12 protein-coding genes are annotated in these 12390 nt (G+C 71.0%); 6 read left to right on the forward strand and 6 right to left on the reverse strand.

Annotation, left to right across the window (positions count from 1 at the left end; genetic code table 11):
• Positions 1-25: 25 nt before the first annotated feature.
• Positions 26-871, reverse strand: a complete 846-nt coding sequence (locus ACZ7JA_RS17585) for an ABC transporter permease (protein ID WP_389449690.1) — start codon at positions 869-871, stop codon at positions 26-28.
• Positions 868-1692 carry a molybdate ABC transporter substrate-binding protein gene (gene modA / locus ACZ7JA_RS17590; protein WP_470809039.1) on the reverse strand — a complete coding sequence of 275 codons (825 nt, stop codon included), beginning with the start codon at positions 1690-1692 and terminating at the stop codon, positions 868-870. Before modA ends, ACZ7JA_RS17585 begins: the two co-directional genes overlap by 4 nt.
• Positions 1693-1839: 147 nt before the next feature.
• On the opposite strand from modA, the gene ACZ7JA_RS17595 reads away from it, so the two are divergent.
• The gene (locus tag ACZ7JA_RS17595) at positions 1840-2379 is read left to right on the forward strand and encodes a molybdopterin-dependent oxidoreductase (protein ID WP_470809041.1); all 540 of its coding nucleotides are present in this window, start codon (positions 1840-1842) and stop codon (positions 2377-2379) included.
• Positions 2380-2411: 32 nt separating this feature from the next.
• Here the strand turns inward: ACZ7JA_RS17595 and ACZ7JA_RS17600 are convergent, their stop codons facing one another.
• From ACZ7JA_RS17600 to ACZ7JA_RS17610, 3 genes are all read right to left on the reverse strand, one after another.
• Complete coding sequence (locus ACZ7JA_RS17600) at positions 2412-2807, reverse strand: TOBE domain-containing protein (RefSeq protein WP_351668833.1); 396 nt, start codon at positions 2805-2807, stop codon at positions 2412-2414.
• A gap of 110 nt (positions 2808-2917) precedes the next feature.
• Positions 2918-4873: an APC family permease gene (locus tag ACZ7JA_RS17605; RefSeq protein WP_470809043.1), complete on the reverse strand. Its 1956-nt coding sequence runs from the start codon at positions 4871-4873 to the stop codon at positions 2918-2920.
• A 339-nt stretch (positions 4874-5212) separates the two neighbouring features.
• Positions 5213-5740 (reverse strand): universal stress protein, encoded by a 528-nt coding sequence (locus tag ACZ7JA_RS17610; protein WP_351668829.1) that lies wholly within the window; start codon positions 5738-5740, stop codon positions 5213-5215.
• A 213-nt stretch (positions 5741-5953) separates the two neighbouring features.
• Here ACZ7JA_RS17610 and ACZ7JA_RS17615 point away from each other — a divergent pair, with 213 nt between their 5' ends.
• The 5 genes from ACZ7JA_RS17615 (at position 5954) to ACZ7JA_RS17635 (ending at position 11827) form a co-directional block, all read left to right on the forward strand.
• Positions 5954-7429: a glycoside hydrolase family 43 protein gene (locus ACZ7JA_RS17615; RefSeq protein WP_470809046.1), complete on the forward strand. Its 1476-nt coding sequence runs from the start codon at positions 5954-5956 to the stop codon at positions 7427-7429.
• Between the two features lie 182 nt (positions 7430-7611).
• Positions 7612-8907, forward strand: a complete 1296-nt coding sequence (locus ACZ7JA_RS17620; RefSeq protein ID WP_351668825.1) for an extracellular solute-binding protein — start codon at positions 7612-7614, stop codon at positions 8905-8907.
• Positions 8908-8913: 6 nt separating this feature from the next.
• Positions 8914-9912, forward strand: a complete 999-nt coding sequence (locus ACZ7JA_RS17625; RefSeq protein ID WP_470809047.1) for a carbohydrate ABC transporter permease — start codon at positions 8914-8916, stop codon at positions 9910-9912.
• A 56-nt stretch (positions 9913-9968) separates the two neighbouring features.
• On the forward strand, positions 9969-10736 hold the full coding sequence (locus ACZ7JA_RS17630; protein WP_351668869.1) for a carbohydrate ABC transporter permease: 768 nt from the start codon (positions 9969-9971) through the stop codon (positions 10734-10736).
• A gap of 32 nt (positions 10737-10768) precedes the next feature.
• Entirely contained in the window at positions 10769-11827 is a 1059-nt protein-coding gene (locus tag ACZ7JA_RS17635; RefSeq protein WP_470809049.1) for an endo-1,4-beta-xylanase, read from the forward strand.
• Positions 11828-11932: 105 nt separating this feature from the next.
• On the opposite strand, the gene ACZ7JA_RS17640 is transcribed toward ACZ7JA_RS17635, so the two are convergent.
• On the reverse strand, positions 11933-12139 hold the full coding sequence (locus tag ACZ7JA_RS17640; protein ID WP_094214367.1) for a DUF5999 family protein: 207 nt from the start codon (positions 12137-12139) through the stop codon (positions 11933-11935).
• Between the last annotated feature and the right edge of the window lie 251 nt (positions 12140-12390).

The raw sequence follows: 12390 nt of genomic DNA on the forward strand, positions 1-12390 counted from the left end.
CCTGGACTCCCTGCCCATCGTGCCCTCACGTCCCCGTCAGCCACCGGTCGCGCAGGCCCGCCAGCACCGCGATCGACACGGCCAGCAGGACCAGGCTCAGCGAGATCGCCGCCTCCGGGTCGTTCTGCAGGGCGAGGTAGACGGCCAGCGGCATGGTCTGCGTACGGCCGGGGAAGTTGCCGGCGAAGGTGATCGTCGCCCCGAACTCGCCGAGCGCGCGCGCCCACGCCAGCACCGCGCCCGCGGCGACACCGGGCGCGATCAGCGGCAGGGTGACCCGGCGGAAGGCGGTGAACCGCGAGGCGCCGAGCGTGGTCGCCGCCTCCTCGTAGCGCGGGTCGGCGGCGCGCAGGGTGCCCTCGACGCTGATGACCAGGAACGGCATCGCGACGAAGGCCTCCGCGATCACCACCCCGGCGGTGGTGAAGGGCAGGGTGATTCCGAACCACGCGTCCAGCCACTTGCCGACCACCCCGTTGCGGCCGAGGGCGAGCAGCAGGGCCACGCCGCCCACCACCGGGGGCAGGACCAGGGGCAGGGTGACCAGGGCCCGTACGAGACGGCGGCCGGGAAAGTCGGTGCGCGCCAGCAGCCAGGCCAGCGGCACCCCCAGCACGAGACTGACGCCGGTCGCCGCCGTGGCGGTGACCAGGGACAGCTGCAGGGCCTGCCACACCTCGGCGCTGGTCAGCTGATCGGGCAGGCTGCGCCAGGGGGCGCGGACGAGCAGCGCGAGAAGGGGCAGCAGCAGGAACGCCAGAGCCACGACACCGGGCACCAGCAGAGGAAGCGGCACGCCGCGCGCGCGTCGGCCCCGCGGCCCGCCCGTGCGGGGGCCGGCCGCGGTGCCGGGCTTTCCGGGTGACGTCACGGCTCGAGGAACCCGGCCTCGCCCAGGACCCGGCGGCCCTCGACGGACCGCACCAGCGCGATGAACGCCTTGGCCGCCGGCGCGTTGCCCGCGTTCTTCAGCAGGGCGATCGGATAGTCGTTCACGGCCTTGGCCGACTCGGGAAACTCCACGCCCTCCACCTTGTCACCCGCCGCCTTCACATCGGTCTTGTAGACCACGGCGGCGTCGGCTTCCTTCAGCTCCACCTTGGTCAGGGCGCTCTTGACGTCCTGTTCGTAGGAGACGGGAGTGAGCTTGAGCCGGCTGGCGTCGAGGGCCTTCTGGGCGGCGGCGCCGCACGGCACCGTCTTGTCGCACAGCACGACCTTGAGGCCGGATTCGGTGAGGTCCTTCAGGGAGGACACCTTGCCGGGGTTGCCGGGCAGTGTGGCGATCTCGAGCTGGTTGCGGACGAAGGTCGCGGGAGCGCCCACCGCGTCCTTCCTGTCCGTCACGATCGCCATGGTCTTGGGGCTGGCGGCGGCGAACACATCGGCCGGAGCTCCGCTGGTGATGCTCGCGGCGAGCGTGTCGCTGCCGCCGAAGTTGAAGCTGACCCTGGTGCCGGGGTGCTGCTTCTCGAACTGCTTGCCCAAGGTCGTGAAGCTCTCCTTCAGGGAGGCCGCGGCGAACACGGTGACCGAGCCGGACAGCTTCGGGGACGCGGAGCCCGACGCGTCCGAAGCGCCGGCCGGTGAGTCGCCGGAGGAAGAGGAGCAGGCGCTGAGCGATATCAGGGCGGCGGCTCCCGCACCGGCCAGCTGCAGCATCCGCCGGGTCCGGCGCACGGAACGGGTCATCACGGATCTACTCCTCGAGTCCTCGGACGAGCTGTCGCGCCCTGCCACGACCGGGTGCCGGCCGTGCGCCGATGATACTGCCGCATCTGCCAGGTGTAAGTCTGCTGTCTCATCGCATGAGCGAGACGGTTTCGCTGATGGGCTGGCATGTGCGTTTGTACGGGGGTGGCGGCCGGGTACGGTCCTGCCGGGAGGTGGTCGCAGGTGAAGCTCGCCGAACTCGCCCTGACCGGCGATCTGACGCGCCCCACCAGGCTGACCGTGCCGGATCTGCTCGGCCGGCCGCAGCACCGGGTGGCGGTCAGCTTCGAGTGCGCCACCAGCGGCGTCCAGCACCACAGGTTCAGCGGCCCGCGCCTCTACGACGTCCTGGCCGACGCCGGTCCGTCGTTCGACCCGGCCCGGCGCAAGGACCGGCTGCGCTTCCTGATCGCCGTCGCCGGCAAGGACGGGCACCACGCCGTGCTGTCCTGGGCGGAGATCGACCCCGACTTCGCGGGCGCCGCCGTGCTGCTGGCCGTCGCCGTCGACGGCGCACCGCTGGACGCGGCCGGCCCGCAGCTGGTGCTGCCGCAGGATCGCTGCGGGGCCCGGCACGTCAGCGGGATCACGGCGATCCGGGTCGACGGGGGATACGGCTTCGGCGTGCCGGGGCGGGCCCCGGCGGGTCGTGCGCACACCGGGTGAGGCGAGGGGCCGGACTTTCGCGGGGGAACCGGTCAGACCCGGTCGATGTGCACGTTGGTGGACTTCACGCGCGCGGTGGCCTCCACGCCGACCTCCAGGCCCAGCTCTTCCACCGCCTCACGGGTCAGCAGCGACACCAGCCGGTGCGGGCCCGCCTGGATCTCCACCTGGGCGGCGACGTCGCCGAGCTTGATGGCGGTGACGATGCCGGGGAAGGCGTTGCGCACGGAGGTGTAGGGCGCGTCCTCCTCGCCGCCCTGGGACCCGGCCAGTTCGACCGAGAACGCGGCGAGGTCCTTGCCGTCGATGAGGCGCCGCCCGGCCTCGTCGCGATGGGTCGCCACCCGGCCGGCGTCCGCCCAGCGGCGGGCGGTGTCCGGGCTCACGCCGAGCAGCCGCGCCGCCTGGCCGATGGTGTAGGACTGCATGCCGGTCACGATAGGGCCATCGGCCGGGAACCCCGGACATCGGGTTGGCCGTTTCGCGGGTGAGGACTCCCCGGTGACGCCGCCGGGCGGACCGGCGCCGGACGGGCCGCTCAGCCGGTGTGCACGCGCGGGCGGCGGGCGCGGTCCGGTTCCGCCTCGCGCAGGACCTCACGGGTGACCGGGGCGACCTCGCCCTGTCCGAAGAGGAAGAACCGCAGGAAGTTCGCGAACGGGTTGCCCTCGGTCCACTCGAAGTAGATGTGCGGGGTGCAGCCGGTCACGTCGCGTATGTGCAGCAGGAGCGCGGCGAGGGCGTTGGGGATGGAGGAGGACTCCACGGTCAGCACGCGGTAGCGGTTGTGCAGGACCTCGCCGCGCACCGTAAGGCCCGCCTCGAACTCGGACGGGTCGGTGACGGTCACCTCGACGAAGACGAAGTCCTCCTGCTCCGGCATGTCGTTGTCGGCCCGGATCTGCTCGACCTTGTCCCGGTACTCGGCCTTGTCCCGCCCGTTGGGCTGGTTCGCGATGAACCGCATCTTGCGGCTGGCCATGTCCCGGACGAAGCGCTCCGCCATCGGGTCCATGACCACGCTGGTCACCCTCAGTTCGAAGGCGCGGGCCAGCCGGGACAGGAAGGACACGAGGATGATGCCGGCGATGAAGCAGGCGCCGATCTTCACGCCGTCCGGGCGCTCGATGACGTTCACGACGGTCGTGTAGAGGAACACCACCGAGATGACCGCGAAGGCGATGCTCCAGCGGTGCTGCCCGGCCCGGCGCGCGGCGATCGTCACCGCGATCGCCGCGGAGCTGATCAGCACCAGCACGCCCGTGGCGTAGGCGCCGCCCTGCTTGTCCACGTTGGCGTCGAAGATCCAGGTGACCAGGAAGGCGACCAGGGTGAAGACGATGACCATCGGGCGCACCGCCCTGGCCCAGTGCGGGGCCATGCCGTACCGGGGCAGGTAGCGCGGCATCAGGTTGAGCAGGCCGGCCATCGCCGACGCGCCCGCGAACCACAGGATCGCGATCGTCGAGATGTCGTAGACCGTGCCGAAGGCCCCGCCCAGGTACTCGTGCGCGAGGTAGGCCAGGGCGCGGCCGTTGGCCTGCCCGCCGGGCTTGAACTCGTTCTCCGGGATCAGCAGCGTGGTGATGAAGCTGGTGGCGATCAGGAAGCAGCTCATGATCAGGGCCGCGGTGGTCAGCAGCTTCTTGGTGTCCCGGATCCGGCCGGCCGGCCGTTCCTCGGTGTCGCCCGGCTCGCCCTGGACGTGCGGCATCACGGCCACACCGGTCTCGAAGCCGGACAGGCCGAGCGCGAGCTTGGGGAAGACGATCAGGGCGACGCCGATCATCACGAACACGTTGCCGTGCTCCGCGGTCAGGGCGCTGCTCCAGTCGGCCACCACGTGTTCGGCGGTGACGACGTGCCAGAGGCCGTCGAACACGACGACCAGGTTGAGCCCGAGGTAGATGCCGACCAGGGCGACCGCGACGCCGATGGCCTCCAGGAAGCCCTTCAGGAACACCGCGCCGAGCAGCGCGACCAGGAACAGCGTGATCACCATCTGGTGGCCCTGGAGCACGCTGTTCAGGTGCGGGTTCTCCACCAGGTGGGTGGAGGCGTCGGCCGCCGACAGGGTGATGGTGATCAGGAAGTCGGTGGCCGCGAAACCCAGCAGGGTCAGTACGAACAGCTTGCCCTTCCAGAACGACAGCAGCCGTTCCAGCATGGCGATGGAACCCTCGCCGTGCGGGCTCTCCTCGGCCACCCGGCGGTAGACCGGCAGGGCGCCGGCCAAGGTCACGATCACCAGGACGATCGTCGCGATCGGTGACAGCAGGCCGGCCGCGAGGGCGGCGATGCCCGGCTGGTAGCCGAGGGTGGAGAAGTAGTCGACACCGGTCAGGCACATCACCCGCCACCAGCGCTGACCCCGGTGCGGAGCCTCCGGCACGGCGTGCGGCCCGGTATGGCCGCCGTGCTTGCCCATGTCGGACAGCCCCTCCAGCATCCAGGCGCGCAGGCGACCGGGAGGAGGGTGCTCGGTCGTGACCATCGGCGTGCTCCAGGTGTGTGGCTCAGTGGTTTCCGGCCATCACGCGGACGGCGGCACCAGCGTAAGCAGAGAGTGACGCCGTGGCCCCGGGATCGAGGGTCGGGGGGCGTCAATCTTGCGTTAAGACTGGCCCGGCAAAGGGGGCGAAGCGTCAAGAAGCGGAGGCCGGAGGCCGATGGAGGGGCAGGAGGCGGTAGCGGGCGGGGCGGCCGCGCCCCTGAGGGGGCGGGCACCGAGCGTCATCTCGTACGACTCCTCCATGCTGCGCCCGCGCCACGGGATCCGCAGCCGCAGCGCGAGGCGGCCCGGGCCGGGCGGTCCGTGCGAGGTGACGCGCTCTCACAGGTCCCTGGTGTCCATGCGCCGGTGCCACGCGTTGCGCCGGTGGACGGCCACCAGGTCCGACTCGAGCGGCGACGGAGGCACGGCCAGCACCGGGCAGCAGGCGTGGGTGAGGCAGTACCGGCACACGTGCCCGGAGAAGGCCCGCTGCAGGCCCCGTCGGCCGGCGCCCACGACCAGCAGGTCGCTCTCGCGGTCGGCGGTCGCCACCAGTGCCCATCCCGGGGCGCCGCGCACGATGCCCGCGTGCATCACCACCCCCGGTCCCTCCTCGCCGTAGATCTCGCCGAGGACCGAGGCCAGCCGCTGCTTGGCCAGCCGCTGCCACTCCTCCACCAGCAGGGCCGCGGCGGGGGAGCGGCGCGCGGTGGCGTCGCCCCCGGGCGGTTCCCATGCGAGCACCGGCCATAGCTCGGCGCGGAGCCCGCGGGCCAGCGCGGTCGCCCGGCGCAGGGCCGTGACGCTGCCCAGGGAGCCGCTCACACCGACCACCACCCGGGCCGCCGAGGTGTCGTAACCGGACATGACTCCACCGCTCCTCACGGTTCGCCGCGGGCTCCGGCTTCCGGCCGTGTCCGCGTGCAGGGCCTACCTTCCATCCCACTCCCGAGTGCGAGACCGGACCAGCCGTACGGGCCCTGGGGAACGCGTCCCTCAGTAAGATTCGGCGGCGAGTTCGAAACTTTCGGCGTCGCTCACCCGGTGACGTCGGGCATCCCGTGACTCTGTGAGGCGGACATGCGGACGTACGGCAACCCGGTCATCCCCGGCTTCCACCCGGACCCGAGCGTCTGCCGGGTGGGAGACGACTACTACCTGGTGTGCTCGAGTTTCGAGTACTTCCCCGGGATACCGCTGTTCCACAGCCGGGATCTGGTGCACTGGCGTCAGATCGGCAACGTGCTCGACCGGCCCGGGCAGTTGGCGCTGCCCGACGACGTGCCCGCCTCCGGCGGCGTCTACGCGCCCACCGTCCGGCACCACGACGGGATCTTCCACGTCGTCACCACCGCCGTCGGCGCCGGGGGCACCTTCCTCGTCACCGCCGAGCGCCCGGAAGGGCCCTGGTCGGACCCCGTGTGGATCGATCTCCCCGGCATCGACCCCGACCTCGCGTGGGACGAGAACGGCGACTGCTGGTGCGCCATGGCCGGTGTGACGGCCGCGCGGATCGATCCCCGCACCGGAGAAGTGCTGGAGGGACCGCTGCCGACGTGGTCCGGCACCGGCCTGAGGGACCCGGAGGCGCCGCACCTGTACCGGGTCGGCGACTGGTGGTACCTGCTGATCGCCGAGGGCGGCACCGCGCTCGGCCACGGGATCTCGGCCGCCCGCGCCCGCTCCCCGCGCGGCCCCTGGGAGCCGGCCCCCGGCAATCCGCTGCTGTCCCATCGCGGCACCGGGCTGCCGGTCCAGTGCACCGGCCACGGAGACCTGGTCCGGGCGGCCGACGGCGGCTGGTGGATGGTGCTGCTGGGCACGCGGCCGCGCGGCTACTTCCCCGAGTTCCACGTGCTCGGCCGGGAGACCTTCCTCGTGCCCGTGGAGTGGGCGGACGGCTGGCCCCGGCTCGGACCGGTGCGGGAGCGGCACCCGGCGCCGGCCGCCTGGGCGCCCTTCCAACCGCCCCTGGCACGGGACGACTTCACCGGCACGGAGCTGGCGCCGCACTGGATCTCGCCGCGCCGCCGGCCGACGGGCTGCTGGTCGCTGACCGAGCGGCCGGGGTGGCTGACGCTCGCGGCCACCGGTGACAGCACCGACCTGCCCGGGTACACGTTCGTCGGCCGCCGCCAGCAGCACCACGACTGCCGGGCCGCGGTCCGGCTGGACGCCGGGCCGTCGGCGCGGGCCGGGCTGTCCGTCCGGCTGGACGAGGCCCATCACTACGACCTCGAGGTGGCCGGGGGAGCGGCGTCCGTGATCGCGCGGATCGGCCCGGTGCGGCAGTGCGTCGCCTCGCACCCGGTGCCGGCGGGCCCGGTCACCCTGGCCGTCGACATCCGGGCGACCAGGAACCCGCCGCCCCTCAGCGGCCCCGACACCCTCGCCTTCTCCGTCGAAACTTCCGAAGGGGTCGTCCGGCCGGCCACGCTCGACGGCCGTTACCTGGCGACCGAAGTGGCCGGCGGGTTCACCGGCCGTGTCCTCGGGATGTACGTCACCGAGGGGCGGGCGGCCTTCGACTGGTTCTCGTACGAGTCCGTCGGCTGATGCGCAACACCTTGACGCTCTTCACGCGCCTTTCTAGAGTCGCGGATCGGAACGTTCGGGAATCTGATCGAATGTTTCGACCCGCCGGAGTGTGCCGAGCGTCATGAGCGCCTGCGGCGGGCCCTGCTTTTCGCGTCTGGAACCTCTCCGAAGCACTTCCGAAAGTTTCGAAGGAGCGCATGATGGGCGACCCCGCACTGTCCCGCCGCGGCTTCCTGGCGGCCTCCGTAGCCGCCGGCCTCGGGGTGACCGCACTCAGCGGCTGCGGCGGCGACTCGGACGGAGGGTCGTCCTCGGGGACGACCACGATCGAGTGGTGGAACATCTCGACCACCGAGCCGACCAAGACCGTCTGGGCCGGTCTCGCCAAGAAGTTCGAGGCCCAGAACCCGAAGGTCAAGGTGAAGATCGTCCAGCTCGAGAACGACGCCTACAAGTCGAAGATGACCGCGCTGACCGCCTCCGGGAAGCTGCCGGACATCTTCCACACCTGGGGCGGCGGTGTGCTGCGGCAGCAGGTCGACGCCGGGCTGGTCGAGGATCTCACCGACCGCACCAAGCCCTGGGCCGACGGGCTGCTTCCGGTCGCCAAGCAGCCGTACCTGCTGGACGACAAGGTGTACGGCGTCCCGTTCGACATCGGCATGATCGGGTTCTGGTACAACAAGGCGCTCTTCAAGAAGGCCGGGATCACCACGGCTCCCACCACCTGGAGCGGCTTCCTCGACGCGGTGCGGAGCCTGAAGTCCGCCGGCGTCACCCCGATCGCCCTCGCGGGCAAGGAGAAGTGGCCCGGGATGTACTACTGGGCCTACCTGTCGATGCGCACCGCCGGCGCCGGTGCGCTGCAGAAGGCGGGGGACGGCAAGGACTTCACCGGCGCCGACTTCGTCGACGCGGGACGGCACCTGAAGGAACTGGTGGCCCTGCAGCCGTTCCAGAAGGGTTTCCTCGGAGCCGCCTACTCCACCCCCACCGGCCAGGCGGCCACCGTCGGCAACGGCAAGGCCGCGATGGAACTCATGGGGCAGTGGGCCCCGGTCGTGGAGGCCGACGCGGGCAAGGGGCTCGGCGCCAATCTCGGATTCTTCCCGTTCCCTGAGGTCGAGGGCGGCAAGGGGAAGATCACCGAGGTGTTCGGCGGCGGCGGCGCGCACGCGCTGCGCAAGGGCGCCCCGCAGGCCGCCGTGGACTTCCTCAAGTTCTTCGCGAGCGAGACCACCGACCGCGAACTGGTCAAGAAGACCGGGGTGCTGCCGGTCGTCCCGGCCGCCGAGGACGTGCTCACCGACCCCAACCTCAAGGCCGTTCAGGCTCAGTTGAAGGCCGCCACCGGCTTCCAGCTCTACCTCGACCAGGCCTACGCGCCCGCCGTCGGGCAGGAGGTCAACGACAGCGTGGCCGCGCTCATAGCCGGGTCCAAGTCGCCCGAGCAGGTGGCCCAGTCCATCACCAAGACGGCCAAGGAAGAGCAGTAGCCGCCGATGACCTCCACCTACCTCCCCGACCGGCGCGGCGGCCCGGCCGTAGACCGCACGCCCCCGGCCGCGAGCGCGGTCCGCGGGCGGGCGCGGCGGCGCACGCTGAACTGGCTCACCGCGGTCGGCTTCCAGGTCCCCGCGCTGGTGCTGTTCATCGGACTGGTGCTGCTGCCGATGCTGTTCGCGCTCTACGCCGCGTTCTTCCGCTGGGGCGGCTTCGGCATGCCGTCCGACTACACCGGCGCGCACAACTTCAGCCGCCTTTTCCAGGACCCGGTCTTCCTCGGCGACCTGTGGCGCTGTCTGGTCCTCGTCGTGCTCTCGCTCGCCTTGCAACTGCCGTTCGCCCTCGCCATGGCGGTGCTGCTGAACCAGCGGCTGCGCGGCCGGGCGGTGTACCGCATGCTGTTCTTCGCGCCGTACGTCCTGTCCGAGGCCATCACCGGCGTGCTGTTCAGCATGATCTTCGCTCCCGACGACGGACTCGCCGACCACGTCCTCGGCGCCGTCGGCCTGGACGGTCTCGGCGGTGAGTGGTTCGCCGATCCGTCCTACGTCATGGCCACGCTGTTCCTCGTCATGACCTGGAAGTACTTCGGCTTCCACATGATGCTGTACCTCGCCGGACTCCAGTCGGTACCGGCCGAGTTGCACGAGGCGGCGCTGATCGACGGCGCCGGACCCTGGCAGCGCTTCCGCAACGTCACCCTGCCGCTGCTCGCGCCCACCCTGCGCATCAGCGTCTTCCTGTCCGTCATCGGGTCGATCCAGCTCTTCGACCTGGTGTGGGTCGTCACCCAGGGCGGCCCCGACCATCACTCCGAGACGATGGCCGTGACCATGTTCCAGTACGGCTTCAAGCGCTACCAGGTCGGCTACGCCAGCGCGATCAGCGTGGTCATGTTCGGCATCTGCCTCGTCTTCGCCCTCGCCTACCAGCGGTTCGTGCTCCGCCGCGACCTGCAGGGGGCCACCACGACGATGAGGGGGGCCGGCACGTGAGGCACCGGACCGTACGCTCGCTTCCGCTGCACGTCATCCTCGTCGCGGTCGGCGCGATGATGGTCGTACCCCTGCTGTACGCGATCCTCTCGGGCTTCAAGTCCACCGACGAGCTGTCCCGGAACCCGTTCGGCCTGCCCGACCGGTGGCTGACCGGCAACTACACCGGCATCCTGCGCTCCGGCGACTTCTGGCGGCTCCTCGGCAACAGCACGCTGATCGCCGTGGGGACGGCGGCGCTGGTGGTCGCGGTGTCCGCGCTCGCCGCCTTCTCCTTCGCCCGGTTCGCCTTCCGGGGAAGGGAGTTGCTGTTCACCCTCTTCACGATGGGGCTGATGTTCCCCTTCGCGGTCGCGGCCCTGCCGCTGTTCCTGCTGCTGCGCTCCCTCGGCCTGCTGGACAACCCGCTCGGCGTGATCCTCCCGCAGGCCGCCTTCGGACTGCCGATGACGATCATCATCCTGCGCGGCTTCTTCCGGCAGATACCCGGCGAGCTGGAGGAGGCGGCCACGCTGGACGGCTGCAGCGCCTTCGGGTTCCTCTGGCGCGTGCTGCTGCCCATGGCCCGGCCCGCGCTCGGCACCGTCTCGGTCCTCGCCGTGGTCACGAGCTGGAACAACTTCCTCCTGCCGCTGCTGGTGTTCACGGACAGCACCTGGTGGACGCTGCCGGTCGGCGTCCAGCAGTTCCAGGGCCAGTACTCGGCGGAGTACGCCCGCGTCTTCGCGTACCTCGTGCTCGCCATGGTCCCCGCCCTCGCCTTCTACTCGGTCGCCGAACGCCAGCTCGTCGGCGGTCTGACCGCGGGCGCCACCAAGGGCTGAGCCGCATCCCCTCGACAGACAGGAGTCGCACCATGCGCAGGACGCGCCTCGGACTCGTCGGCGCCCTCGCCGCCGTCCTGGTGGCCGCCGGGCTCGCCGCCGGACCCACCGCACAGGCCCACGAGCGGCAGCCCACCCTCGCCGGACTCGCGGAGCGGCACGGCCGCTACTTCGGGAGCGCCACCGACAACCCCGAACTCACCGACAGCGCCTACACGAAGATCCTCGGCAGCGAGTTCGACATGATCACCCCCGGCAACGGGATGAAGTGGTACGCCACGGAGCCGGAGCAGGGCGTCTTCGACTGGACCGCCGGCGACCAGATCGTGAACCTGGCGCGCCGGCACCACCAGCGGGTCCGGGCCCACACCCTCGTCTGGCACAGCCAGCTCCCCGACTGGCTGACTTCCAGGGAGTGGACGGCCGCTGAGCTGCGCGCCGTGCTGAAGAAGCACATCACCACGGAGGTGCGGCACTACCGGGGCAAGGTCTACTCCTGGGACGTCGTCAACGAGGCGTTCAACGAGGACGGCAGCTACCGCGAGACCATCTGGTACAAGACCCTCGGCCCCGGCTACATCGCCGACGCGCTGCGCTGGGCACATGAGGCCGATCCGCACGCCCGGCTCTACCTCAACGACTACAACATCGAGGCCGTCGGCCCCAAGAGCGACGCCTATCACCGGCTGGCCGCCGACCTGAAGGCGCGGGGCGTGCCGCTCGACGGCATCGGCCTGCAGGCCCATCTCGCCCTGCAGTACGGCTATCCCGCCACGCTGGAGGACAACCTCCGCCGCTTCTCGCGGCTCGGGCTCGACACCGCGCTCACCGAGGTCGACGTACGCATGCAACTGCCCGTGACCGACGCGAAACTGGCCGAACAGGCGGCCTGGTACCGGGACCTCACCACGGCGTGCCTGGCCGTCCACCGCTGTGTGGGCGTGACGATCTGGGATTACACCGACAAGTACTCCTGGATCCCGGACTTCTTCCCCGGAGAGGGAGCGGCCCTGCCCTGGGACGAGCGGCTGGACCCCAAACCCGCCTACTCCGCGCTGCTGGACGCGCTGCGGCAGCGGGCGGTCACCTGAGGTAGCCGGCCCCGGACACGGGTCGGGGCCGGTGCGCACCGGGTGTGTGCGGCCGGCCCCTCGGATCGCCGGGCGGCGCGGCGGAGCCGCCCGGAACGCTCGCCCTCAGGCGGCGGTCATCACCTGGTCCGCGCCGAGCGGGCGGTGCGGGGCGATGACGCGGCCGTCGGGCAGGAGCTCACCGGTGTCCTCGAAGAGCAGGACGCCGTTGCACAGCAGACTCCACCCCTGCTCCGGGTGGTGCGCCACGAGGCGGGCGGACTCCCGGTCGGCGGACTCGGCTTGCGGACACGGTGGCTGGTGCTGGCACATGGATGGGATCTCTCGCTCTGTCGTGGTCATGTCCGTCCCCCGTGTGAATAAGTCGGTCGGAACCCAGTGTTGCCCCATGGGCGTCAATCCGCAGGGATTTCGCGGCACCGCTTCTCACAGGTTCATGACGCGTCACCCGTGCGGACGGTTCATTCCAACTGCACTGTCACTTCGGGTGGTTCTGGGGGGTCGGATAGGGCTAGTCCGGACGGCAGAGATCATTTTGCGGGGCTCGTAGGAGCGGTTAATTG

The organism is Streptomyces sp. NPDC038135 (genome assembly GCF_055601245.1).

Bases quoted from the DNA above. Each gene is read 5' to 3' on its own strand.
- modA (WP_470809039.1), bottom strand. From the start codon at position 1,692: ATGACCCGTTCCGTGCGCCGGACCCGGCGGATGCTGCAGCTGGCCGGT.
- ACZ7JA_RS17595 (WP_470809041.1), top strand. From the start codon at position 1,840: ATGTGCGTTTGTACGGGGGTGGCGGCCGGGTACGGTCCTGCCGGGAGG.
- ACZ7JA_RS17600 (WP_351668833.1), bottom strand. From the start codon at position 2,807: ATGCAGTCCTACACCATCGGCCAGGCGGCGCGGCTGCTCGGCGTGAGC.
- ACZ7JA_RS17605 (WP_470809043.1), bottom strand. From the start codon at position 4,873: ATGGTCACGACCGAGCACCCTCCTCCCGGTCGCCTGCGCGCCTGGATG.
- ACZ7JA_RS17610 (WP_351668829.1), bottom strand. From the start codon at position 5,740: ATGTCCGGTTACGACACCTCGGCGGCCCGGGTGGTGGTCGGTGTGAGC.
- ACZ7JA_RS17615 (WP_470809046.1), top strand. From the start codon at position 5,954: ATGCGGACGTACGGCAACCCGGTCATCCCCGGCTTCCACCCGGACCCG.
- ACZ7JA_RS17620 (WP_351668825.1), top strand. From the start codon at position 7,612: ATGGGCGACCCCGCACTGTCCCGCCGCGGCTTCCTGGCGGCCTCCGTA.
- ACZ7JA_RS17625 (WP_470809047.1), top strand. From the start codon at position 8,914: ATGACCTCCACCTACCTCCCCGACCGGCGCGGCGGCCCGGCCGTAGAC.
- ACZ7JA_RS17630 (WP_351668869.1), top strand. From the start codon at position 9,969: ATGATGGTCGTACCCCTGCTGTACGCGATCCTCTCGGGCTTCAAGTCC.
- ACZ7JA_RS17635 (WP_470809049.1), top strand. From the start codon at position 10,769: ATGCGCAGGACGCGCCTCGGACTCGTCGGCGCCCTCGCCGCCGTCCTG.
- ACZ7JA_RS17640 (WP_094214367.1), bottom strand. From the start codon at position 12,139: ATGTGCCAGCACCAGCCACCGTGTCCGCAAGCCGAGTCCGCCGACCGG.